The sequence below is a fragment of the Corynebacterium sp. CTNIH16 genome (genome assembly GCF_032821655.1).
In the GTDB taxonomy this organism is placed as follows: Bacteria; Actinomycetota; Actinomycetes; order Mycobacteriales; family Mycobacteriaceae; genus Corynebacterium; species Corynebacterium marquesiae.
Genome location: NZ_JAVBIG010000017.1, coordinates 1 through 23,408, shown reverse-complemented (window position 1 = coordinate 23,408; position 23,408 = coordinate 1). Strand labels below are relative to the sequence as shown.

At 59.4% G+C, this 23,408-nt stretch carries 18 protein-coding genes and 1 pseudogene; 10 read left to right on the top strand and 9 right to left on the bottom strand.

Annotated features, from left to right (window positions below; translation table 11 throughout):
* Positions 1 to 1,252, bottom strand: a pseudogene (locus tag RAE04_RS11015) (hypothetical protein); the annotation flags it as partial.
* Between the two features lie 793 nt (positions 1,253 to 2,045).
* On the opposite strand from RAE04_RS11015, the gene RAE04_RS11010 reads away from it, so the two are divergent.
* Both RAE04_RS11010 and RAE04_RS11005 read left to right on the top strand, forming a co-directional pair.
* Positions 2,046 to 5,489, top strand: a complete 3,444-nt coding sequence (locus RAE04_RS11010) for a bifunctional proline dehydrogenase/L-glutamate gamma-semialdehyde dehydrogenase (protein WP_317027401.1) — start codon at positions 2,046 to 2,048, stop codon at positions 5,487 to 5,489.
* 119 nt (positions 5,490 to 5,608) lie between these two features.
* Entirely contained in the window at positions 5,609 to 6,982 is a 1,374-nt protein-coding gene (locus RAE04_RS11005) for an AI-2E family transporter (RefSeq protein ID WP_317027400.1), read from the top strand.
* 53 nt (positions 6,983 to 7,035) lie between these two features.
* On the opposite strand, the gene RAE04_RS11000 is transcribed toward RAE04_RS11005, so the two are convergent.
* A complete protein-coding gene (locus tag RAE04_RS11000; RefSeq protein WP_317027399.1) occupies positions 7,036 to 7,626 on the bottom strand; it encodes a nucleosidase in 591 nt (196 codons plus the stop codon).
* A gap of 23 nt (positions 7,627 to 7,649) precedes the next feature.
* Positions 7,650 to 8,633, bottom strand: coding sequence for a hypothetical protein (locus RAE04_RS10995; protein ID WP_317027398.1), 984 nt, complete (start codon positions 8,631 to 8,633; stop codon positions 7,650 to 7,652).
* A 403-nt stretch (positions 8,634 to 9,036) separates the two neighbouring features.
* On the opposite strand from RAE04_RS10995, the gene RAE04_RS10990 reads away from it, so the two are divergent.
* The 4 genes from RAE04_RS10990 (at position 9,037) to RAE04_RS10975 (ending at position 12,042) form a co-directional block, all read left to right on the top strand.
* Complete coding sequence (locus RAE04_RS10990) at positions 9,037 to 10,128, top strand: hypothetical protein (RefSeq protein WP_198492142.1); 1,092 nt, start codon at positions 9,037 to 9,039, stop codon at positions 10,126 to 10,128.
* 80 nt (positions 10,129 to 10,208) lie between these two features.
* On the top strand, positions 10,209 to 10,934 hold the full coding sequence (locus RAE04_RS10985; RefSeq protein WP_198492143.1) for a hypothetical protein: 726 nt from the start codon (positions 10,209 to 10,211) through the stop codon (positions 10,932 to 10,934).
* A 229-nt stretch (positions 10,935 to 11,163) separates the two neighbouring features.
* Positions 11,164 to 11,652, top strand: coding sequence for an LppP/LprE family lipoprotein (locus RAE04_RS10980; RefSeq protein ID WP_232619458.1), 489 nt, complete (start codon positions 11,164 to 11,166; stop codon positions 11,650 to 11,652).
* Positions 11,653 to 11,853: 201 nt separating this feature from the next.
* Positions 11,854 to 12,042 (top strand): hypothetical protein, encoded by a 189-nt coding sequence (locus RAE04_RS10975; RefSeq protein WP_198492144.1) that lies wholly within the window; start codon positions 11,854 to 11,856, stop codon positions 12,040 to 12,042.
* Here the strand turns inward: RAE04_RS10975 and RAE04_RS10970 are convergent.
* Genes RAE04_RS10970 through RAE04_RS10960 form a run of 3 tightly spaced genes read right to left on the bottom strand, consistent with a single transcriptional unit; the run spans position 12,039 to position 15,006 of the window.
* Complete coding sequence (locus RAE04_RS10970) at positions 12,039 to 13,322, bottom strand: sulfate adenylyltransferase subunit 1 (RefSeq protein WP_198492145.1); 1,284 nt, start codon at positions 13,320 to 13,322, stop codon at positions 12,039 to 12,041. The two genes, RAE04_RS10975 and RAE04_RS10970, sit on opposite strands and share 4 nt — an antisense overlap.
* Positions 13,322 to 14,221 carry a sulfate adenylyltransferase subunit CysD gene (gene cysD / locus RAE04_RS10965; protein WP_198492146.1) on the bottom strand — a complete coding sequence of 300 codons (900 nt, stop codon included), beginning with the start codon at positions 14,219 to 14,221 and terminating at the stop codon, positions 13,322 to 13,324. The genes RAE04_RS10970 and cysD overlap by 1 nt, the downstream gene beginning before the upstream one ends.
* A complete protein-coding gene (locus RAE04_RS10960) occupies positions 14,221 to 15,006 on the bottom strand; it encodes a phosphoadenylyl-sulfate reductase (RefSeq protein ID WP_198492147.1) in 786 nt (261 codons plus the stop codon). The genes cysD and RAE04_RS10960 overlap by 1 nt, the downstream gene beginning before the upstream one ends.
* A gap of 172 nt (positions 15,007 to 15,178) precedes the next feature.
* On the opposite strand from RAE04_RS10960, the gene RAE04_RS10955 reads away from it, so the two are divergent.
* The 3 genes from RAE04_RS10955 to RAE04_RS10945 all read left to right on the top strand — a co-directional run bounded on the left by RAE04_RS10955 (position 15,179) and on the right by RAE04_RS10945 (position 19,363).
* Positions 15,179 to 15,598, top strand: coding sequence for a methylenetetrahydrofolate--tRNA-(uracil-5-)-methyltransferase (locus tag RAE04_RS10955; RefSeq protein WP_317027397.1), 420 nt, complete (start codon positions 15,179 to 15,181; stop codon positions 15,596 to 15,598).
* 85 nt (positions 15,599 to 15,683) lie between these two features.
* On the top strand, positions 15,684 to 17,426 hold the full coding sequence (locus tag RAE04_RS10950; RefSeq protein WP_049378974.1) for an ABC transporter ATP-binding protein: 1,743 nt from the start codon (positions 15,684 to 15,686) through the stop codon (positions 17,424 to 17,426).
* Positions 17,426 to 19,363: an ABC transporter ATP-binding protein gene (locus tag RAE04_RS10945; RefSeq protein ID WP_317027396.1), complete on the top strand. Its 1,938-nt coding sequence runs from the start codon at positions 17,426 to 17,428 to the stop codon at positions 19,361 to 19,363. Before RAE04_RS10950 ends, RAE04_RS10945 begins: the two co-directional genes overlap by 1 nt.
* A gap of 18 nt (positions 19,364 to 19,381) precedes the next feature.
* On the opposite strand, the gene RAE04_RS10940 is transcribed toward RAE04_RS10945, so the two are convergent.
* The 3 genes from RAE04_RS10940 to RAE04_RS10930 are packed head-to-tail and all read right to left on the bottom strand — an operon-like array spanning position 19,382 to position 21,004.
* Positions 19,382 to 19,975 carry a hypothetical protein gene (locus RAE04_RS10940; protein ID WP_317027395.1) on the bottom strand — a complete coding sequence of 198 codons (594 nt, stop codon included), beginning with the start codon at positions 19,973 to 19,975 and terminating at the stop codon, positions 19,382 to 19,384.
* Positions 19,972 to 20,439, bottom strand: a complete 468-nt coding sequence (locus RAE04_RS10935; RefSeq protein WP_239274229.1) for a DUF6114 domain-containing protein — start codon at positions 20,437 to 20,439, stop codon at positions 19,972 to 19,974. The genes RAE04_RS10940 and RAE04_RS10935 overlap by 4 nt, the downstream gene beginning before the upstream one ends.
* Positions 20,429 to 21,004: a DUF6230 family protein gene (locus RAE04_RS10930; protein ID WP_049378970.1), complete on the bottom strand. Its 576-nt coding sequence runs from the start codon at positions 21,002 to 21,004 to the stop codon at positions 20,429 to 20,431. Before RAE04_RS10930 ends, RAE04_RS10935 begins: the two co-directional genes overlap by 11 nt.
* A 249-nt stretch (positions 21,005 to 21,253) precedes the next feature.
* Between RAE04_RS10930 and RAE04_RS10925 the strand changes: the two genes are divergently transcribed.
* A partial coding sequence (locus tag RAE04_RS10925; RefSeq protein WP_317027394.1) for a (Fe-S)-binding protein occupies positions 21,254 to 23,408 on the top strand: 2,155 nt, incomplete at its 3' end.

Below are 23,408 nucleotides of genomic sequence, written 5' to 3'. Positions count from 1 at the left end.
TAACCACACCATCATCACCAGGAGTAGGCTCCACCGGCTCAGACGGCTGACCACCCTCAGACTCCGACGGCTTACACACCTTCTCCGTCTCCGTCACCGTAGACGAAGGAGAAGAAGACGAACCAGACGTCGTAGGCGAAGGCTTCGGCTCAGGCTCAGGATCCTTTTTGACAGTCAGCACTGCCTCATCGACATCTTGCCTATATAATGGGGTGTTTCGGCTTTCAACCTTGGCACCAAAGTCTTCTCGGTCCGGGTCAAAGGAACAACGAGAAGAGCGGACTAGCTGCTTCACGAAGATAGTCGAGCCCTCTGGGATCCACACATCGCCGGCCATGCCCTGTTCATTGATCTTCCATTCCGACTGGCTCAGCCAGCGGTAGTTAGAGAAGTCTTTACCATCAGCGCCTGTGAAAATTTTAGGCCTGTCGGTGGGGTTGTGCGTTACCTGCGGATAGGATGAATCTTGGAACACCTGATCGGTCATATCTTCACCGCCGGGACCGCGAACGGTGATCTCAGGCTGGCCCTCCAACTCGAAATACTCGGAATTAGTACCTAGCCAAAAATCAGCAAGCCAGGTTCCATATCGGCCTGGGTTATCAAAGGTCAGTTCACCAACCGCTTCACGCAGGCAGGGATCACCAGTGGATCTCATCTCCCAGTTGTCATAGGTCCAATCGAGGGTAGGTCGGAGATCAACCTCTGTAGCAACCTTCACTCCCAGTTCATCGCCGTCTTGTACATCGTCATTAACGGTCACGGGAATGTCGACAGTCATCTTCGGTTCTGGACCAAGAGGAACATCCGAGCTTGCAAATTCGAAGGCAATTACATTGCTTTCGGCGTCGATTTGAACATTGAATGGTTTTCTCTCTTTACCATCCGCCCACTTAAACTGCAGTTTGTCAACGTCATTTACAGTGAGCCGGGGATCGATCTGTAGTGAAAAGATGACCGCTGTAGCATCGGATTCCCCGTACCTCCATTGACCAACTTCTGGGAATGGTACGGTGCCCTCAATTTCGACGTGCGCAGCTACGGTGTCGCCAGGCTTTACCTCTGTTTTATCGGTGTCCAAGGTGATTTTCGCTTCTGGACCGGCGCCAAGGTTATCCCCGTGCTGGGTAGTCAGGCTGTCATCTGGAATTGCAGCATCAGTAGGAGCAGGAATTATAATTCCCCCGACGGCGAGCAATGCGGCAGAGAGTAACGCGATTGCTTTAGTCGAGGCGTTTCTGGAGAGCCTCATAAAAACCCCTGAAAATTAGATAGCTAAACACTGGAGAATCATTTAGATTCAACTGCAGACAGTAGCAGACCTTTGTCCACGAGGCACGACTTCGCTCCTGCTCAGAGACGTGAATTAGCCCATCCCAGTTCTTCAGCAACTATTTTTATTCACAGGTGCCCGAATCTTCCAGCACAAAACAGCCGATGCCCATCAAACACTTCGACTATGGATTACTAAACACGATCACCCCCAAATGTGTCCCACCCCCTCTAAACCCCACATGCTGGGGTTTATTTTTTGTTTTTCTACCCCCGTCCACCTTTTGCCGAAGGAGACTAGCATCACGTTTGGCGCTTCCTTATAATTACGGCAACACAAAAGTTCATAATATTTCCTAGGCAACAATTGGAGCCTGAACCTGCAGGGTTGCCGCACGTCAGAGTGCTAAGCCGCTCACGTTTCTTCCTCTGCCCACCCATAGCCACGTCATAGAAAGCAGGTGAGAGTTGAACACCAACTTGGCGCGCGTTCGTCGCAGCAGCGATAGGCCCCCCGTCCGCATTCGGCCCGCATAATGGCCCGCTGACATCGCATTTCACCACGAATCTCTGCGACCCTCACCTTGCGTCGCGCGCACCCGCGTGTTCGCTCCTCACCCAGCTGCGCCCTGCAGCACCACATAGCTCACCGCTCATCATCCAGACGCCGTATCGGCCGGCAGTTCCAGACCGGCGCAGATACATCGCCCTTCACTCCCATGTGAAAAGTGGTTTCTAGGATGTGACCCGTTTGAAAAAGAGGTAGAACCAATATGACTTCTCCTGCTAATACCCGCCTGCCCATCTCTGATGATGTGGAAGCAGTCCTGCCTGCAGCTATCAGCCGCGCCCACGACTGGTTGAAGTCCACTGCGGACGAAGAAGATAAGGCCACCGAACAGCTCGCGGACCTGCTGCGCGATGAGGACGGCGTGAAGTTCACCATGGACTTCGTCGACCGCGTCATGCGCCCAGAAGATGACAAGGTTGCCGCACACGCGCTGAAGGATATTTCCTCTCACTATGACCCGTCGTTCCTGGGCAGCATCAATGGTGCGCTCGTTGGTGCCGGTGGTTTCTTCGGCCCTATCCTGCCGAACCTGGTCATGCCGGTAGCTCGCCTGTACATGCGCAAGATGGTTGGCCACCTGGTTCTGGACGCCGAGTCTGATGCTCTCAACAAGATCCTAGACAAGGCCGCCGAATCCGGCGAACAGCTCAACCTCAACCTACTGGGTGAAGCCGTACTCGGTGAGGAAGAGGCTAAGTCCCGCGCGGAGCGCACCCTCAAGCTCATCCAGAACCCACGCGTAACCTACGTTTCGGTCAAGGCTTCCTCTATGGTGGCCCAGCTTAACCCCTGGGATATCGATGGCTCGGTAGAGCGCCTTAAGGAGCGCCTGCGTCCGCTGTACCAGGCTGCGGCGAACCGTACCGACAAGGTCTTTATCAACATGGACATGGAGGAATACCACGATCTCCACCTGACCATCCGCCTGTTCAAGGAGCTGCTCAGCGAGCCGGAATTCCTCACCCTGGATGCCGGCATCGTGCTGCAGGCTTACCTGCCGGATACCTTCGATGCGCTCAAGGATGTCGCTGACTTTGCCAAGGAACGCGTGGCTAAGGGCGGCGGCAAGGTCAAGGTGCGCATTGTAAAGGGCGCGAACCTATCCATGGAAACCGTGCAGGGCGAGGTCCACGATTGGCCGCTGGCTACCTACACCAACAAGCTCGACGTTGACGCCAACTACTACCGCCTATTGGATTTCATCCTGCGCGAAGAGTACGCCGATAGCGTCCGCATCGGTGTAGCAACCCACAACCTCTACACCGCGGCAATGGCCTACGAGCTGGGCAAGAAGCGCGGCGTACTGCACATGATGGATTCGGAGATGCTGCAGGGCATGTCCCCAGCACAGCAGGCAGCGGTGCGCAAGGTCTTTGACGGCCGCCAGATCCTCTATACCCCGGTTGTCCACGCAGAAGACTTCGACGTCGCCGTGTCCTACTTGGTACGCCGCTTGGAGGAAAACTCCGCGCCGCAGAACTTCCTCTACGCCCTCTTTGCCCCAGGCGAGGAGCCGCTTGCGGACCAGGAAGAGACGTTCCGTCGGGCCGTCGCCAAGCGCTGGGACACCTTCGCTGGCGCCCGTCGCACCCAGAACCGCCTCGAGGAAGATGGCCGCCAAGCACCGCGTACCGGCCGCTTTACTAACGAGGCTGACACTGACCCGGCGCTCGCGCCGAACCGTCAGTGGGCCCAGGAAGCGCTCAAGCGCAATCCGGGCAAGCACGGCATCGCGGAGGTTACCGACCCTACGGCGGTCGAAGGTCACATCGCTCGCGCCAAGGAGCTGGGCACCGAGTGGGGCAAGCGCCCTGCCGCCGAGCGCGCCGCCGCACTGGAGGCCGTGGCAGATCAGATTGCATCCCAGCGCGGCAAGTTCATCTCCGTGGCTGCGTATGAAGCCAATAAGACCGTTACCCAGACCGACCCTGAGGTCTCTGAGGCGATTGACTTCTGCACCTACTACGGCCAGTCCGCGCGCCTGCTGGAAGAGTCCTACTCCGAGTTCACCCCGCACACCGTCACCGTGGTGACCCCGCCATGGAACTTCCCCATTGCCATCCCAACCGGCGGCATTGCAGCATCCTTGGCGGCGGGATCGGCGGTTATCGTCAAACCAGCCCCGCAGGTAGTTCACTGCGGCAAGCTCGTGGTGGAAGCCTTCCGCACGGCCCTCGAGGCGCAGGGGCTGGATCCGGATTTGGTGCAGCTTGTGCTCACGGATGAGGCCGAGGCTGGCAAGGCGCTGCTTTCCCACGATGACGTGGACAATGTCATCCTCACCGGCGCGTCCGATACCGGTGCGCTCTTCCGTTCCTGGAAGCCCAAGATGAATATCATGGCAGAAACTTCCGGCAAGAACGCGCTCATCATCACCCCAGCGGCGGACCCAGACTTGGCCATCGATGACCTCTACAACTCCGCCTTTGGCCACTCTGGACAGAAGTGCTCGGCGGCCTCCCTGGTTATTTTCGTCGGCGCAGCCGGCAAGTCTGAGCGCCTGCGCACCCAGCTGCTGGACGCGGTCAAGACCCTTAAGCCAGGCCCGGGCTTCGATATCACCACCACCATGAACGGCTTGGCGGAAGAGCCGAGCGAGAAGCTCCTGCGCGGTTTGACCCAGCTCGAGCCGGGCGAGAAGTGGCTGCTCAAGCCGGAAAAGCTCAACCAGGAAGGCACCCTGTGGTCCCCGGGCATTCGCGATAATGTGCAGCCGGGCTCCTGGTACCACAAGAATGAGTGCTTCGGCCCCATCCTCGGCATCATGTACGCCGATACCTTGGAGGAGGCTATTGCCTGGCAAAACGACACCGGCTACGGCCTGACTGGCGGCATCCACTCGCTTGACGACGCCGAGATTGAGTACTGGATCGACAACGTTGAGGTGGGCAACGCCTACGTCAACCGCGGGATCACCGGTGCGATTGTCCAGCGCCAGTCCTTCGGCGGTTGGAAGAAGTCCGTCATGGGACCAGGCGCCAAGGCTGGCGGCCCGAACTACGTGGCACAGATGGGTGAGTGGGCCGATGGCGAGCTCAAGCCGCGCAACGTGGACATTGCCCCAGCCAGCCTCGCCGCGCTGCACCGCCTGCGCGATAACCTCTCTGGCAAGCTCACCGAGGAGGACATCACCTGGCTATGGCGCGCCGCGGAGCTAGACCAGGTGGCTTGGCAAGAGGAGTTCGGCCGCAACCACGACCGCACCGGCCTGGTCTCTGAGGCCAATATCTTCCGCTACCGTCCACTGCTGACCAAGCTGCGCGTGCGCGTGGGCGAAGGCTACGAGCTGCGCGAGGTTGCTCGCCAGGTGCTGGCCGCCGCAATTACCGGCACCGCCACGGAAATCTCCGCCACCCCGGAGGTTGCCACCCAGCTGCAGGATCTCGGCTTCGACGTCAAGGCCATCACCGACGAGGCTTTTGCTACCGACGTGGCCAATGACGCCTCCTCCCGCGTGCGCGCCCTGGGCACCGTGCCGGATTCCATCTACGAGGCCGCGGTACGCTCCAACTCCGTGGTTCTGGACCAGCCCGTGCTTGCCGACGGCCGCCGTGAACTCATTCCTTACCTTCTTGAGCAGGCAGTTTCGGTTACCATGCACCGCTTCGGCATTATCCGCAACGTAGGTAACCTGCGTGACGAGTAATTTCCGGCCGCGTCAGCGGACGCATTAAAGGTACTGAAGGGAGGTAGCGCCCCGCCCGTGGGCTGCTACCTCCTTTTTCGTATATGCGCTGCGAGTTTTATGTGGCATAGTGGTAGGCAATGTCTACGTCACATAATTCGTCTTCCCGCGACGAGGCCAAGCGCCCGTCTGCGCAGGAAAAAGGCAACGCAACACAGATCCAAAAGCCGGGCGAGGAAGATTCGCATACCCTCGTCTCTTATGATGATGCGCACCTTGGTGCAGAGGCTGCCAGCGAGCACCCTGTCGAGCGCGACGATAAATCCGCCGTCTTGGCCAAGGACTTCCGCACCATGGCCAAGGTCTCAGTGGTCTTTATCCTTATCGTCGCCGGCCTAGCGCTGGCCGGCTACCTGCTCAAGTTCATTTGGGTAGGCCTGCTGCCGGTCTTGCTCGCCATCCTCGTCTCCACGGTGCTCTACCCCATCAGCGCGTGGATGCGCAGTAAGGGATTCCCGCGCTCGCTTGCGGCGGTCAGCACCTTGCTTGGCCTCATCATCATCTTCTGCGGCGTCTTTGCCGCCATGGCCCCGGTTGTCACCAACCAAAGCCAGACACTCATTGACCAAGCTGAAGATGGCATCAGTCAACTCACGGAGATGGTGGAAGAGTCCCCCATCGATATCCGAAGCGATCAACTGGAATCCGTGCTGCAAGATGCGGTTAAGTTTGCCAAGGGCCAAGCATCAACCATCGCCACCGGCGTTATCTCTGGTTTCTCGATGGCCAGCTCCATCGTCGTGGCCGCGCTGATCATGCTCTTTGTCACCTTCTTCATCATTAAAGACGGCGACAAATTCCTGCCCTGGCTGCGCAAGTACACCGGCAACTCCACCGGCTGGCACGTTACCGAGCTCGGCGCGCGCATCTGGAAGACCTTGTCGGGCTTCATTCAAGCGCAGGCCGCGGTGGCCATGGTGGACGCAGTCCTCATCGGCCTTGGCCTGTGGGCACTGCAAGTTCCGCTTGCGCTCGTCATCGCGGTGGTGACTTTCTTCGCCAGCTTCATCCCTATCATCGGTGCTGTCACCGCCGGTGCTTTGGCAGTTATTATCGCCTTGGTATCCAATGGCCTGACCAATGCACTATTGGCCTTGGCCCTTATCATCATCGTCCAGCAGGTTGAGGGAAATCTCCTACAACCACTGCTGCAATCCAAGGCCATGGGACTGCACGCGGCCGTTGTCCTACTCTCCGTCACCGTCGGCTCTACCCTGGCAGGCATCGTCGGCGCCTTCCTCGCCGTCCCCGTGGCCGCAACCATCGCCGTTGTCGTGCGCTACCACGCCGAAATGGCTGCACTGCGTTCCGGGGAAGTCGAGCCCTCCGATATAGACATCATCACCGGCTCCAAGGATGATCCTGAAGACTTCAGCGACGTCACCTACGAACACGATGAGACCCCACGCGACAAGGTAGAACAGCTCTACCAGTCAATGAGCCCGCTGAGCTAAGACTCAGCCACCACTAGCAGCGCGCCGGCCCTCCCCCGGCGCGCTTTTAGTTTTTAGCGCAGAAAGCCTAGGTCCGTAGCTGCCGAGGCGAGCTGGCGCGCACCACGGTCCAGGACATTGGCCCAGGTGCCCTTGGATTCCTCATTGGCGGAATCGGACACCTGCTTGAGCAGGGTGCAGGGCACCTCGAAGCGCTGGCATACTGCGGCAATGGAATAGCCTTCCATGTCGCACAGCTGCGATTTCTTGGCCAGCTCGGTGCGCAGGGCCGTATCGGAGACAAACATGTCGCCCGTGGCCAGTCCGCGCACCGGCAGGCGGCCGGAGGTCTCGAGCTCGATGGCCTCTGGCAGCAGGTAGCGGTTGATATCGGTAAGCACTTCTAGCTTGAAGTCATGCTTGGTGACCTTGTCCACTTCGAAGACGCCAGCCATGCCGTCGACAAGCGCGCCGGCCGTGCCAATGTTGACCACACGATCGGGAAGGGCGCCGTTAGCGCGGGCGTCGGCAAGAGCTTCCGTTAAGGCAATGGCCGCCGGGACCGTACCGATTCCGGTGATGAGCAGGGGTTCGCCTTCCGGGATGTGAGCGGCTTCCGCATCCACAGCGGCGACGAAAAGGGTGCGTCCGTTGAGATTCTCCATGCCTGCGAGAATACCTGCCTGCCCTAATCAAAGTTCAATGTGCGGTTCTTCTGGCGCAGGCGAATCGTAATGTTTTTCTGGCCAGCGCCAAGGGCAATGATTTTCCTGCTGAGCACCCGGGCGACGGCCAGGTCTTCCTCCGTCGGTGCTTCGGCCGCGACCCGCGCCGTAGGCAACCAAGCATCGTGCGGGTCTGGCGCGCCGAGGTGAATGAGCCGTTCGCGCTCCACGTCGATCCAATAGCCCTCCGTGGCCATGAAGCGATCGTGGCTCCCCTCGAAGGAATCGCGGCGCCACCCACCCTCGGCCACGCGGAAGACAAATGGGCAATAGCCAAAACGCGAAGGCACGATATAGCGTGTCTGGGGGCTGACGCGCCAATGGCCGCGCGCGGAGCTCCACACTTGGCGGTATGTATCGGCCAAGCTCATGCCCAGACGCAGGCGCTGCTGCCTGTCCTCGTCCAACCCGGCACCATCTACCTGGGTATTTAGCTCCCCGAGCCGCGTGGCATCGGCCACGTACATGCCCAGCCACGCTTCCTCCGGAGTGGTGTACGGGCCGGTGATATCACGGTGGAAGGAATCCGGCACGGCTCTTTCCGCGTCCTGGGGCAGGCGCTGGCGGGCGGCAAAGGCCCACAGGCGTGGATGTCCCATGCGGTACAGCATCACCGTCGCCCGCGGCAGGCGGTCGTGCACCTGCTGGCGCGTCAGATAATCACCCGCGCTGATGCGCCGCAGCAGCTGCTTAGCGACGTCCCCCTCCACCTGCTGCTCCACACCCGGCGCGACTTCCATCTCCGACAGTTGACTAAGCAGCATCAAATCGATGATGTCTCCCAAATCAAAGACCTTGCTCAATTCCGTCTGCGCCTCTGAGCCAAAAGCCTCGATTGCGTGATATCCCAGCGCACCGCCCAGGCGGCGGATGAGATCCGGGGACACGCTTACCCGGTTGCGGGTCGCGTGCAATTCGGACGCATTCAAATTGCGATCCAGTGTCACGAGTGCTCCTTTCTCCCCCTCATAGGGGATTCAAATTTCGGTCACGCTTGGGATTAAGCCGGACATAGAAGCGCCGTTTAGCTCTTCCCGCTCGCCAAAATTCCGCGTGCGTTCAAGCTCTCGCACTAAGACACAGCCCCTTTCACCGGTTGCTAGGCCCTCATATCTGACAATCTTGGCGGCATTTTCCCCTTTTAGCCTAATCTCTTAGCCAAACAGATGTCACACTTATACCATTCGCTTTACGTGCAGATAACTTGAATAAAGCCGAATGCCTGGATTGACGTTCTATTTGAAAGCATTTCTGCAAGTCGTATGTCTATAGTATGACACGGATTAATCTTTAGATTATCCAATCTCTCTCGTATTCCGCTCTTGAATTGCTTATGAAGGAGTTCAGCCTTTGAACAACAACAATGCCTGGGGCCAGCCGGATCAGCCCTCCACGGATCCTTCTGCTCAACGCATGCGCCCCATGCCACGCGAGGAACAAGCTTGGGGCACGCTCTCACCTAATTCCCCTACAACCTCGACTTCTGCAGCTTCACCTACAGGTGAGGACTTTGACGACCCTAAGTCCTCCGGAAAAGGTAAACGCATCGTGTTCCTAGTCATCGCTGTGCTAGCGGTTCTCGCTCTGGTTGGCGGTTTAACTTGGGCACTGGTCAATAGGAACGATTCAAATGATGCCGATGACCCAAATGAACCTGCATTGGCTGCTAGCTCCGAGGCTAGAGATACCTCCCACCCTGAGAAGGGGGCCGAGTCCGACAAAGATGAGGACAAGTCCAAAAAAGACGAGGCAAAAGATTCCCCAGAGAGAAAAAATAACGCTAAATCACAAGAACTGACCAAGTACGAAAAGTGCAATGAATACGCAGATGACAAACTCAGCGATTTGCGTGCTCCGGTAAAGATGTACTGCGATGACTCCTGGCTTTTTGCTGGTGAGTACGGAACCTCGGCCCAAACCTTGTTCTATTGGACTGACAATGCCTGGCACCGATACGAAACAGATGGAACGTCGTGGCCGTCCCATATGGGATGCTACGACCGGTCAAAACTTGAAGAAGCCGGTGCCCCAATCCCCCTGCTCGATAAGGTTTTGTTGTGCGACGCCAATGACAAACCCAGTGCGGAATCTGCAGCAAAAGATGAAGCTGGCGCTAGCGCAAAATCTATTGACGAAATGCCGGACGACAGCGCCGGCCCCCGCTGCGACGGCCGATACATTCTCATCGCGGAATCCGTTATGGTCCCCCTAGGCAGTGACCCCCATCCTGAGCTTTCTCGCGTCCAGGGTAAGTATCCGGGTTCACACACAATGAGCGGAAAAGCCTGCAGCTCTCTTCGCGGCCAAGTAGACGGCAATGACGTCTACGCCGTCTACTTCGACGCAGGCCATAGCGTAGAGAAAGTGTGCGAGCTAAAAGCGCAATACGGTGGCAATGCTCGTTCACTAAATAACGATGCGGACTTCTCCGACCCCTGCTAATCCCCTCTCCATGTAAATCCCCCTTCCCTATTACTCTCTTCCCCCTACAACTCTGCTCTAACACCAGAAAGGAACTCTCTGTGTCCCACTACAACCTCTACGATTCTCTCTCCCTCGATGCTTCGGCCGATTCCGCCGATCTTATCGAAGAGATCGACAACAAGCTCACCCAAGTCGATCCCGGGGACGCCGCAGCGCGCGACGAACTGAGCACTGCGCGACAAATCTTTTCCGCAGACAACCGGCGCAAGCAATACGATAACGACTTGGCTAATACCACTGGGCCGGAAGTAGATATCGCACGCATCCGCTACATCGCCGCCCTTCCGTCCGAAACCGCGCCGCAAGAAAATCTTGCCTCCTATACCCCGGCGCCGGAATACACCCCTCAGCACTCGGCGCAACCACAGCAAGACTGGAAGCCACAGGCAACAAATCGGCAATTCAGCAGCAGTTCAAGCTTCAACGTGACCAATAAACAAGTCACTGTTGATTTTAGTAATGTAACATTCCCCGTCGAACCAGACCGCCAACGCTGCCAATCCATCATGTGGTGCGTGCTATGGGGCATCCTGCTCCTCATGTGGCTCATTGCCGGAATCCGCGGCTTGTCCCTTGCCGGCGAAGCTAGTGACACCACCGCCATGGGCCTTATCTTTGGTTCCTCGGAGCTTGAGTCCAAGACCGCAGATTTCAGCGCCTCCCTGATCAAAACTCTCGTAGCCACCCCGCTCATGCTGATTCTCTGGGAGTTCGTCTGGTCGATTCGCAAGACTATAGGACGCCGGGCAATTGAGAATGCCTAGCTCGCATAGCCCTTTCCATGGCCAAGTACTGGCTATCGGAGCAGCAATGGGCCTGGCAATCGCGTCTTTCGCTCTGGCTGGCTGTGACGAAAATTCCACTGACAGTGCTGGTCAAAAACTTCACTATGAGACTGCTTCGAGGTCCGCTTCACCAGAACAAGGAGACGATGCAGAGCAGGAAACCTCGACGAAAGGACCTATACCAAAAGGAAACACTACTTCCAGGCCAGTGCCACCCAACGTAGTGATGGATGAGGAAGAGGACAGCCAGGCGTCCCAACTAGGTGACGAGAATTCTTCTGCTAGCGGAGCCGACCAAACCTGCGGTACGCACAGCGCACAGACAGCGTTCCAAGACGGCGTTTCCCAAGTTGCGCCGTGGGGCACCATCGGTTGGGAGCTTTTCAATTCCTCCGGCTACGACCCATGCGCTTCCCTATCGTGGGAAACCCTAATGATTGAGGGAGGGACAAGTTCTTCACCCTTCCACATCATGCTCTTTAACCACGGTGAATACTTAGGTACTGCAACAGCAAAGCCCTACGGCTTCGCTCCCACGGTTGAACGCGTCAACGATTCCGAAATAGCGGTGACCTATCACTGGCCACGCGAGGGCGAAGGCAATGCCAACCGCTCGGGTACGACCAATGCAGGCTTCCGGTGGGATGAAGGCCAGCAGAAGGTCATCATGTCCGGCGACGTTCCGCCTATGCAATAGTTCGATGTAAACCAAGCACGTTTCGCTAAACTGTCACCAGTTTGGCGGCGAAACGTGCTTGTTTTGCGCGCTGCGTGACGCCAAGCGGCGGTCCGGGATTCGCAGGAGCGTGCGGAAGCCAAGAAATGGCCGCGTTCTAGGCTTTCGCGGGGAGCCAGAAGCGGTTATCGTGGCCACAACGTAGCCGAAGGGGAGATAGGAATGAGCGAGAAAACGGCTCAGCAGAAATTCGGGGCTTTCGCGCTGGTGGCGGCGGTTGTCCTGCTGATCGTGAACTTAACCGTAGTAGGGCCGACGGTGTTCGGTATCTCCACGCCGCTGCTCCTCGGAGTCACGGGCATCATAATGATGCGCAGTGAGAGAAGCAGCAGCGGCGCACAGGACGACTAACGCAGGCGGTGGCCAACGAAGCCGGCGGCGAGGGTGTTGCCGGAGGACTGATCGATGAGCAGGAAATTGCCCACCGCGCCGCGGGCGGCGTAGTCCTCAACGGGAAGCTCGGCCTGGGTCTGGATGGTGATGTGGGCGATGTCGTTCATGGCGACGGACTCGGGATCTTCCACATCGGAAACGCCATCAAGATCCAGGGTGCGGGTGATAGCAGCAATGCGGGCCTTGACTAGGGAGGAGCCGTAGCGCAGCTTGAGCATCTGGCCGGGCTTGATGTCCTTTTCGGTCAGTCCTACGACGGTGGCGTCGAATTCGCGGGTGGCCGCAAGGCGATGGGGGCCGGCGATGAGATCGCCGCGGGCGAGATCGATGTCGTCGGCAAGCAGGAGCGTCACGGAGTCGCCGGTGGCGGCGGAATCGGCCGGACCGTCAGCAGTGTCGATCTGAGTGATGGTGCTGGTGCGGCCCTCGGGAAGGCCAACCTCATCGCCTACCGAGATGGAGCCGGCCTTCACGCGGCCGGCGTAGCCGCGGTAATCGGAGGCATGCTCGCGGATGACGTATTGGATGGGGAAACGGAAGTCCAGCTCATCGGCGCGGCCGGTGGCCACGGGGACGGTCTCGAGAACCTCAAGAACGGTCGGTCCGGTGTACCACTCCATGGTGGTGGAGCGCTCGACCACGTTATCGCCCTTGAGTGCGGAAATCGGCACGACGGTGGTATCGGTGATGTCTAAGCGCGCGGCGATCTGGTTGAACTCGGACTCGATATCGCGGAAGACCTGCTCGTCATAGTCCACCAGATCGATCTTGTTCACCGCGAGGACCACGTGGCGCACGCCCAGGAGCGCAGCGACGTTAAGGTGGCGACGGGTTTGTTCGACCACGCCATGGCGGGCGTCGATAAGAAGCACCACCACCTGGGAGGTGGACATGCCGGTGACCGTATTGCGGGTGTACTGCACGTGGCCGGGGGTATCGGCGAGGATGAAGGTGCGCTTATCCGTGGCGAAGTAGCGGTAGGCCACGTCGATGGTGATGCCCTGCTCGCGCTCGGCACGCAGGCCGTCAACAAGCAAAGAGAGGTCCATGCCGTCGAAGCCGCGGTCGGTGGAGGTGCGCTCCATGGATTCGACCTGATCCGCAAGCACGGACTTGGTGTCATAGAGCAAGCGGCCGACGAAGGTGGACTTGCCGTCATCAACGGAGCCGGCGGTGCACAGGCGCAGGGTATCGCGTTGCTTAAGGGCGCCGACATTCGGCGTGAGGGTCGTGGTCATCAGAAGTAGCCTTCCTTCTTGCGGTCCTCCATGGCGGACTCGGAAAGTTTGTCATCGGCGCGGGTGGCGCCGCGCTCGGAAAGGGTGGAAATGGAGATCTCCGCGAGCACCTCGTCCGGGGTCGCTGCGGTAGATTCCACGGCGCCGGTGCAGGACATATCGCCCACGGTGCGGTAACGCACGGTGCGGGTTTCCAGCTCCTCCCCCTCGGAGGGGCCGCCCCATTCACCAGGGGCTAGCCACATGCCATTGCGCTTGAATACCTCGCGCTCATGCGAGTAGTAGATGGAGGGCAGCTCCAGTTCGCGGGCGCCGATGTATTCCCAAATATCGGACTCGGTCCAGTTGGAGATGGGGAAGACGCGGACGTTTTCGCCGGCCATCTTGCCGCCGTTATAGAGGTCCCACAGCTCGGGGCGCTGGCGGCGGGGATCCCAGCCGCCGAAGGAATCGCGGATGGAGAAGATGCGCTCCTTGGCGCGGGCGCGCTCCTCATCGCGGCGAGCGCCACCGCAGACGGCGTCGTACTCACGCTCGGCGATGGTCTCTACCAGCGGCACGGACTGCAGCGGGTTGCGGGTACCATCGGGACGCTCCTGGAGGTCGCCGCGGTCAATCCAGTCCTGGACGCGGGCGACGTGCAAGCGAGCGCCGGATTCTTCCACGAGGCGGTCGCGGAAATCGATGACCTCGGGGAAGTTGTGGCCGGTATCGACATGGAGCAGCTCAAACGGCACCGTGGCCGGGGCGAAGGCGCGGCGGGCTAGCTCGAAGACAACGACGGAGTCCTTGCCGCCGGAAAAGAGGATGCCTACCTTGTCGAACTGCCCGGCCACCTCGCGCAGGATGTGGATGGACTCGTTTTCTAGGTCTTTTAAGTGTGGAGAAAGTGTGCTCATTATTCGTGTAACCCGCATTCTGTCTTGCCGTCTGCAAATACGCGCCCGGACCGGGCATCCTCGCCTTCGCCAACCGGGAAGGTCAGCGGGGCGCAGCCGATGGAGCGGTATCCCTGCAGGGTGAGTGGGTGGATGATGAGGTCGTTGTCCGCGATATAGCGGTCCGTATCGTCCAGATCCCAGGTGATGATGGGAGAGATCTTCAGCCGTCCGGTGCGGTCGAGGCTCAGCGCTGGGGCGGTGGCGCGGTGTTCGGAATCGGCGCGGCGCAGGCCGGTGACCCAGCCAGCATATGGGTCCATCGCCATATTCAGCGGCTCGACCTTGCGCATGCGGTTATAGGCCGCGGTATCGCGAGCGTAGAGGCGCGGACCATACACCTCGTCTTGCTCTTCCGGGGTGAGCAAAGGCAGCACGCGAACAAGTGGGAGGTCCGGGTAGCGCTTTTCTACCTCGTCGGCTACCTGCAGGGTTTCCTGGAAGTGCCAGCCGGTATCGATGAAAAGCAGGTCTGCATCGAGCCCAGCACGGTGGGCAAGCTCAGCCAAGACCGTATTTTCCATGGACATGGTCATGGCCAAGCGGCCGGGTGCGTGCTCGGCGGCCCATTCGGTAATGGTTTCCGCTGAGGCGTCATAAAGCTTATCCGCCCACTGGTCCACCAATTGCTGGTTGCGCGCGGCTACCTCGGCGTCCAGCGGCGCGGTATCGCGCGTGCCTTCCGGGGAGATGCTGGGGTCGCGGTAGTTCTTGCCACCGTCCAGCAGGTTCGTCGTTGGGTTCATGCCGTCACACATTAGGCAAAAGCCCAAGGCGGTGCAGGAGATTGTGCGCGAAAAGCCGCTGAGCTTGGCGGGAGGTGCGAATAAAAAGTTTCCAATCCGTACCAAGCGGACTAGATTTACAGACAAGACAGTCTATTGCGGGCGTTCGCGCCCCGCACAAGGAGGCACTTTCATGCAGCGTATAGCCATCATCGGGGAGGGCCCGGCGGCCCTATCCACCGCCGAGAAGCTTATCAGCGCTGGCATGTGTGTGGACCTCATTACCCAGTGCACCGCCCCATTCGGTCTACTCCGCCGCTTTGCAGGCTTGGCAGGCGTGCTTGGCGACGCCGTCACGGGCTCTCACTGCGGCTCCGGCACCACTCCCCGCTTGCGTCTTATCGGCAACGTGCGGGTAGGACTAGACGGCGATATCACGCATAACGAGATCCACCGCCTGGCCTCCTCTGGCAACCACGAACTACTCGTATTGGAACTCAAGGCTCGCGGCGTGGCCGTCACCACGTGGGAAGGCCTATGCGCCCCACTGCAGGATTTTGAAGACTGGCGCAGCGTCATCACCCGCGCGCAGCTAGCTCACGTGGGGATTTAACAGCAATTACCAACTAGCGCCCCACCCACCACCGGTATAAACTTGCACGGCTACCCAGCCACGGCAAGGAAAGGGGCGCGAGTCCATGGATCTGGTTCGCATTCTCATTACACGGTCGGCGCCGTATACGCCGTATTTCATCGCGGTACTTGTCCTGCAGGCCTTGTCAACAGCTGCCACGCTGTACCTTCCATCGCTTAATGCCAAGATCATCGATGAAGGTGTGTCTCAGGGCGATGTAGACTTCATCTGGCGCACCGGCGGCATCATGCTGGCCGTCGCGTTTGCCCAAGTCATCACCGCCATCGGCGCAGTTTGGTGCGGCAGCCGCACCGCCATGGGCGTCGGCCGAGATCTACGCGGCGAGGTCTTCCGCCACGTTAATTCCCTGTCCACTGAGGACATGAGCCGTTTTGGCACACCTACGCTTATTACCCGCGGCACCAATGACGTCCAGCAGGTGCAAATGGTCTACATGATGATGCTGAACTTCATGGTGACCGCACCCATCATGTCCATCGGCGGCATCATCATGGCCGTGCGCGAAGACGCCGGCTTGTCCTGGCTGGTGTGGGTATCCGTGGCGGTTTTGCTCGGTACCATCTCCGTTATCATTGCTCGCCTCATGCCGCTCTTCCGTTCCATGCAGGACAAGCTGGATTCCATCAATGGCACCCTGCGCGAGCAGATCACCGGCATCCGCGTGGTGCGCGCCTTCGTGCGCGAGGCCTATGAGTCCGAGCGCTTCACCGAAGAAAATAAAAATATCACCCGCCTGTCCTTGAACATCGGCCGGCTTTTCGTGGTGATGTTCCCGCTCATTACGGTGATCCTCAACGTGGCTACGGGCGCGGTCCTGTGGTTCGGCGGCCATCGCGTGGATGAGGGCTTAGTCAACGTCGGCTCGCTCACCGCATTCCTGCAGTACCTGCTCCAGATTCTGGCGGCGGTCATGATGGGCACCTTCATGGCGATGATGCTGCCGCGCGCCATTATCTGTGCCCGCCGCATCACCGAGGTGCTCAAGCACGAGCCCTCCATTACTCCACCCAGCTCCACCACCTCTCCGGAGGCCTGCGTGGGCACGGTGGAATTTCGCAACGTGGGCTTTTCCTATGCCGGTGCGGATGCGCCGGTGCTAGAAGACATTTCCTTTACCGCTCAGCCCGGCACCACTACCGCCATCATCGGTTCAACGGGCTCGGGCAAGACCACCCTGGTTTCCCTCATCCCACGCCTGTACGTGCCGACGGAGGGCCAGGTGCTTATCGACGCCACCCCTACCACCTCCCTGGCCCGCCAGGACATCGTCCAGCGCGTATCTCTGGTTCCACAAAAGGCCTACCTATTTAGCGGCACGGTGGCCTCTAACCTGCGCCTCGGACGGCCCGAAGCCACCGATGAAGAGCTCTGGGAGGCGCTGCGCGTGGCCCAAGCTGACTTCGTTGAGGACCTAGATATGCCCATATCTCAAGGCGGCACGAATGTCTCCGGCGGCCAGCGCCAGCGCCTGTCCATCGCGCGCATGCTTGTCGCCCAGCCTCTGATCTACCTCTTTGATGATTCCTTCTCCGCGCTGGACGTGGCTACCGACGCCAAGGTGCGGGCGGCAATGCGCGCCTCGTTTGCCGAGCGCGAAAAGCCGGTGACCAGCATTATCGTCGCCCAGCGCGTAGCGTCTATCCGCGATGCGGACCAGATCCTGGTGCTGGACGCCGGCCGCATCGTTGACCGCGGCACCCACGAGGAACTCCTGGGCCGCTGCGCGGTCTACCAAGAAATCGTTGATTCCCAAGAAACCGCCGGTGTGGCAGGGGGCGAAAACTAATGGCTGAAAACACCACCTCTACCGCCGAGTCCACGGATACCGGTTTTGATCCGATGGGCGGCTCCGCACCCCGTCAGGCCAAGAATTTCTGGCCCTCCACCAAACGCCTTTTCTCCCTGCTTGCTCCCTTCAAGCGCCACCTATGGGCCGTCGCGGCAATGAACATAGTCTGCATCTTCTTGGCCGTGGTAGCCCCGAAGATCATGGGCAAGGCCATGGACGTCATCTTTGCCGGCGTCATTTCGCGCAACCTGCCCTCTAATATCTCCGCCGAGCAAGCCATTGCGGGCATGCGTGCTGAGGGCCAGGACCGCTTTGCGGATATGGCTTCCGCGATGGACTTCGTCCCCGGTGAAGGCATCGATTTTAACCGACTGGGCACGCTCATCATCACCGTGATCGCGATGTACATCGTCTCCTCTGGCTTCCAGTGGTGGCAGGGAGCAATCCTCAACAAGTTAAGCATGGATATCGTGTTTGACCTGCGCGAGCGCGTGGAGGCGAAGATTAATGCGCTGCCTCTCAACTACTTTGATTCCCAGCAGCGCGGCGATATCCTCTCACGTACCACCAATGACATCGACAACATGCAGCAGGCCCTGCAGGAGGCGCTATCGCAGCTGTTTTATGACGCGCTGCTGGTCATTGGCATCACCATCATGATGTTCAGCGTTTCGTGGCAGCTCGCTCTCATCGCCCTCCTGTCCCTGCCGCTTACCGGTCTAGTTATCGGCATCATCGGCAGCCGCTCGCAGCGCCAGTTCACAACGCAGTGGCGCTCCACCGGCCAGCTCAACGGCCAGGTAGAAGAATCCTTCTCCGGCCACGACCTAGCCATCGTCTTTGGCCGCACGGAGGCCATGACGAAGGAATTCGACAAGCGCAACGAGGAGCTCTACCGCTCCGCAGCTAAGGCTCAGTTCCTGTCCGGCATCATGATGCCCATCATGCAATTCCTGTCCTACCTGTCTTATGTGGCCATTGCGGTCCTGGGTGGTCTGCGCGTGGCCAATGGACACATGACTCTGGGCGCTGCCACTGCCTTCATCCAATACTCCCGCGAGTTCAACCAGCCGTTAGGCCAGCTCGGCGGCATGATGCAGCAGGTGCAATCCGGCGTGGCCTCGGCCGAGCGCGTCTTTGAGCTTCTCGACGCCGAAGAGCAAGCCCCCGACACCACCGACGAGGACCTTCCCGGCCGCGCCCAAGGACTCGTGGAGTTCCAAGGCGTTGACTTCTCCTACGCAAAGGATAAAGAGCTCATCACCGGCCTCAACCTGCGCGTGGAGCCCGGCCAAACCGCGGCTATTGTCGGCCCCACCGGCGCCGGCAAGACCACCCTGGTCAACCTACTCATGCGCTTCTATGAGCTAGATAGCGGTCAGATTCGCATTGATGGGCACGATATCGCCCGTATGCCTCGCCATACCCTGCGTTCCCAGGTGGGTATGGTGCTCCAGGACGCCGTGCTCTTCAAGGGATCGATCATGGAGAACATCCGCTACGGCCGCTTGGATGCGACGGACGAAGAAGTCATCGCTGCGGCAAAGGCGACCTATGTGGACCGCTTCGTGCACGCGCTGCCCGATGGCTACGACACCATCATCGACCAAGACGGCGGTGCTATCTCGGCCGGCGAGCGCCAGCTCATCACCATTGCCCGCGCGTTCTTGGCCCAGCCCGCGCTGCTCATCCTTGATGAGGCCACCTCATCGGTCGATACCCGTACCGAAGTCCTCGTACAAGAGGCGATGAACGCGCTACGCGCGGACCGCACCTCCTTCGTCATTGCCCACCGCTTGTCCACCATTCGCGATGCTGACCTCATCCTCGTCATGGAAAACGGCACCATCGTGGAACAAGGCTCGCACGACGATCTCCTTGCGGCCCAAGGCGCATACTGGCGCCTACATCAGTCCCAGTTCGCTCAAGGGTAGGTCTTCGCCGGCCGTGAGCTATTCCAGCCCTACCGTCACGGTCGGCGCGTTAAAGTGAGCACCCTTGAGGTTTACCAGCTCAAGGGTGACATCGCGCAGCTCAAGATGCTCCATGATTACATCGGGCACTTCCGCATCTGGGACGGGGTGTGGCTCTGGAACACCAAGTTTGTCCAACACGGCATTGATATCGTCGCGGCTTAAATCGATATCCGCCCGGGGTGCAGAAACCTTACCCACCGCCGGGGTGGCTATGAGCTCGGTAGCCATAATGGTCACCGGTCCGCCGCGTACCTCGGTGGTATCCCCTCCCGTAGTCAACATGCCATCGCCGTAGCGGCCAGGCAGCGTGATCCCAAGGTTATCGATGTCGAGGTTCTCGCCCTTCAGCTCTAGAACCCGCACATCACCGCTGGCGGTGGGGAAAGTACCCAAGGACACGGTGACATTCTTCGTCAGCGTCACCGTATCCGCGAAGACGGTACTGAAGTACGGAACCGCCGGGGCATCTTGCGCATTAACCCGTTCGGAACCGCTCACACCACCCACCGCCAGCGCGCAGGTCAGTACGGCCAAGCAGCTACGCGCCGCCCGCGGCATCGCCCTCGTCATTGCTCTGCTGCTTCCTTGGTGCGGCGCTTTTGCTCCCCCGGCTGCCACGCAAAGGTAAAGGCCCCGCCAATGATGCCGAGCAGGGAGCCGATGATGAAGCCGCCCAAGTTGGACGTCGGCAAGGCGATAATGGCCACGATGATGCCTAGCACACCGACATAATTCGAGGTTGCCGGCTGGAACCACGCACCAAGGCCGAACATGGCTAGCAAGACGCCGATAAGCAGCGTAGATACGCCAGAAATAGTGGAGATCATGACTAAAAGGTCAGAGATCCGGATGGTGATATAGGCCGGCGCGGCAATGATGATGCCGGACAAGATGAGCAACAGTCCGGGAAAGAAGGGCCGGCCGTTGCGCCAGCGGCGGAAGCGCTGCCAGGCGCTGGGCTTAGATTCCTCCTCGCCCGTTGCCTCCGCCGCCGGGAGGGTCTGTGTTTCTTCCGTGCTGGACTCAGCAGCCATTATCGGACCCCCTCCTCACCGTCACTCCCACATTCTTGGCAGAAAGGCGCTGCGCGCCCACGGAGGTGGCCTTAACATCATCAGCCTTGAGGGAAACTTGCTTGGAATAGAGACCCCAGGCGCCAGGATCGGCGGTATCGCTGAGCTGATTCGCATCGATGCCCACGTTGACATCCTGCATCACCAAGGAACCATCCACGTCGGTCGCACCGACCAGCAGGCTATCGGACTCTGTACTGCCCTCACCCTCAGCCTTGAGCGCGAGTGTCGCCTCACCCACGCCGGGCACCTTGGGGACAGTCACCGAAAGACAAAGATCAGAGACCTTCGCGTGGTCCAGCTTGATACGGGCAACGGGAAGGTGTTCTTCGCCCTTTTGATCGTCATCAACAAAAAGCGAAAAGCCTTCTCCGTCCAAGTGCCCCATGGTGATTTTAAAGAAGCTACCGGAAAGGGCCAGGTTTGCTGTCAAACCGCCCTGCGCCACGGCAAATCCGGTGACACCAAAGGCAGCAAGGCCTGCGGTCAAGGCCACCGCGGCCTTGGTGATATTTGTCTTACCCATGGTGGTCTGCCCTTTCTGCGGCGGTCTAGGTTCTCTTCTTGCCAGGTTGGGCCGCGCTGCGGCTTCCACCCTAGTGGTACTCCGCCGCCGTGCACAGCACGTTTAGGAGAATATGGCGACCGAGTTTCTCATCTTGACAGTGTACAGCCCACCCCGCTGCGATACCGCACTGAATGCAGACTCTGGGATTTCCACCCCTAGGCTTTAAGGTAGATAACAACGTGGAGCATCAGTAATAAAGGAGCACGCATGACCACCGTGTTCGGTTGGATCGCTATAGCCGCATCGATTCCGGTGTGGCTGTACTTTTTCACCCGCGTATGGGCCCTCTTTAAGTTCATCCGCTCGGGCGGACCCACCCAGCTCAAGCGCACCGATAGTCCGGGTAAGCGTTTATGGCGCGTAATTTCAGAGGTCTTTGGCCATTCCCACTTCAAGGGTAAACCACTGGTCAATGCCGCCCACTGGCTGGTAATGGTGGGCTTCCTCTTTGGCATTTTGGTGTGGTTTGAGGCCTATATCCAAACCTTCGCGCCGGATAAGGGCTGGCCGTGGCTCAGCCACTGGCCGGTTTACCACTTCGTCGAGGAAGTTTTGGGCATCGCGACGGTCCTAGGTATTGGTTTCCTCATCGGCGTGCGCCTCAAACTCGGCGATACTGAGCGGGGCAGCCGCTTTTTCAACTCCCAGACCGCCTCGGCGCGCTGGGTAGAGTTCATTGTCTTTTCTGAGGGACTCGGCATGATCCTGGTGAAGTCCACCAAGATCGCCACCTACGGCGGCGGCTCCGCCTGGGCGGATTTCTTGAGCATCCATCTAGCCAAGCTCTTCCCCGAATCCCCGGCATTGGTGAGCTTCTTCGCCCTGTTCAAGCTGCTGTCCGGCATGCTGTTTATTGTCTTCATTTCCCGCAATTTCCAGTGGGGCGTGATGTGGCACCGCTTCACCAGCTTTTTCAATATCTTCTTCCAGCGCAACGCCACCGGTGAAAAGGCGCTGCAATCCCTGCCTACCCCGGACTTGGAAGAAGACATCACCCCGGGTAGCTGGAAGATGCTGCTGGATTCCACCTCGTGTACCGAGTGTGGCCGCTGCCAAGAACTATGCCCGGCGTGGAATACCGAAAAACCACTGAGCCCCAAAAAGTTCATGATGGACCTGCGCCAGGGCGCACTGGATAACTACAACCCGCACGAGGGCCTAGACGTGCTGTCCATGGCCGGCGTCATTGACGATGACGTGCTGTGGTCTTGTACTAACTGCGGCGCCTGCGTGGATCAGTGCCCAACCGATATTGAGCACATCGACCACATTGCGGACCTGCGCCGCTTCAAGGTGCTCGCAGAATCGGACTTCCCTTCCGAGCTCACCGGCCTGTTTAAGAATATGGAAAACAAGGGCAATCCATGGGGCCGGAATAACTCTGAGCGCCGTGCCTGGATCGATGAGGCCCGCGCCGATGGCATCGACGTCCCCATCATTGGTGAAGACGAGGCCGACTTCTCCGATATGGAATACCTGCTCTGGGTGGGCTGCGCTGGTGCTTATGATGACGATGGCCGCCGCACCACCCGTGCCGTAGTAGACCTTCTGCATACCGCAGGCGTGAAGTTTGGCGTGCTCTCCACGGGTGAGACCTGTACGGGTGATCCTGCCCGCCGCGCCGGCAACGAGTTCCTTTTCCAGATGATGGCGCAGCAAAACGTAGAGACCCTCAACAACGCCTTCAACGGCGTCCCAGAGGGCCAGCGCAAGATCATCACCACCTGCCCGCACTGCTTTAACACGATCCGCAATGAGTACCCGGACTTTGACGGGCACTTCGACGTCTTCCACCACACCCAGCTGCTCAACCGGCTGGTGCGCGAGGGCTTGCTCAAGCCAGTGCCACGCACGCCGAAGAACCGCAAGCCGATTACCTACCACGATCCTTGCTTCCTCGGCCGCCACAATAAAGTCTTCGATCCTCCGCGCGAGCTGCTCGAGGCCACCGGCGTGGAGCTGCGCGAGATGGACAAGAACCGCGATGAAGCCTTCTGTTGTGGCGCCGGCGGCGCCCGCATGTTCATGGAGGAAAAGCTCGGCACCCGCATCAATGACTTCCGCACCGAGCAGGCTCTAGAGACCGGCGCGGAAGAAATCGCCACCGGCTGCCCCTTCTGCAATGTCATGATGACCGGCGGCGTGAAGTCCTTGGCGCAGGATTCCACCCCCACCACCAAGGTCAATGACGTGGCGGTTATGCTGCGCAATTCCATCTCCCTCGACGAGTCCGGCACCCTGCCGGAGCCCCGCCCCAAGACGTTCCTTGCTACCCCGGTGCGCCACCAGAAGTCCGCGGGCACCAATGAAGCCCCGCTTGCCGACGCCCCCACTTCTACCACCCCAAACACCACCCACACCC

Coding starts and splice junctions, on each gene's coding strand:
- RAE04_RS10975 (WP_198492144.1), top strand. CDS start 11,854: ATGAGCGAGAAAACGGCTCAGCAGAAATTCGGGGCTTTCGCGCTGGTG.
- RAE04_RS10970 (WP_198492145.1), bottom strand. CDS start 13,322: ATGACCACGACCCTCACGCCGAATGTCGGCGCCCTTAAGCAACGCGAT.
- RAE04_RS10960 (WP_198492147.1), bottom strand. CDS start 15,006: ATGAACCCAACGACGAACCTGCTGGACGGTGGCAAGAACTACCGCGAC.
- RAE04_RS10955 (WP_317027397.1), top strand. CDS start 15,179: ATGCAGCGTATAGCCATCATCGGGGAGGGCCCGGCGGCCCTATCCACC.
- RAE04_RS10930 (WP_049378970.1), bottom strand. CDS start 21,004: ATGGGTAAGACAAATATCACCAAGGCCGCGGTGGCCTTGACCGCAGGC.
- RAE04_RS10935 (WP_239274229.1), bottom strand. CDS start 20,439: ATGGCTGCTGAGTCCAGCACGGAAGAAACACAGACCCTCCCGGCGGCG.
- RAE04_RS10950 (WP_049378974.1), top strand. CDS start 15,684: ATGGATCTGGTTCGCATTCTCATTACACGGTCGGCGCCGTATACGCCG.
- RAE04_RS11005 (WP_317027400.1), top strand. CDS start 5,609: ATGTCTACGTCACATAATTCGTCTTCCCGCGACGAGGCCAAGCGCCCG.
- RAE04_RS11010 (WP_317027401.1), top strand. CDS start 2,046: ATGACTTCTCCTGCTAATACCCGCCTGCCCATCTCTGATGATGTGGAA.
- RAE04_RS10945 (WP_317027396.1), top strand. CDS start 17,426: ATGGCTGAAAACACCACCTCTACCGCCGAGTCCACGGATACCGGTTTT.
- RAE04_RS10940 (WP_317027395.1), bottom strand. CDS start 19,975: ATGACGAGGGCGATGCCGCGGGCGGCGCGTAGCTGCTTGGCCGTACTG.
- RAE04_RS11000 (WP_317027399.1), bottom strand. CDS start 7,626: ATGGAGAATCTCAACGGACGCACCCTTTTCGTCGCCGCTGTGGATGCG.
- cysD (WP_198492146.1), bottom strand. CDS start 14,221: ATGAGCACACTTTCTCCACACTTAAAAGACCTAGAAAACGAGTCCATC.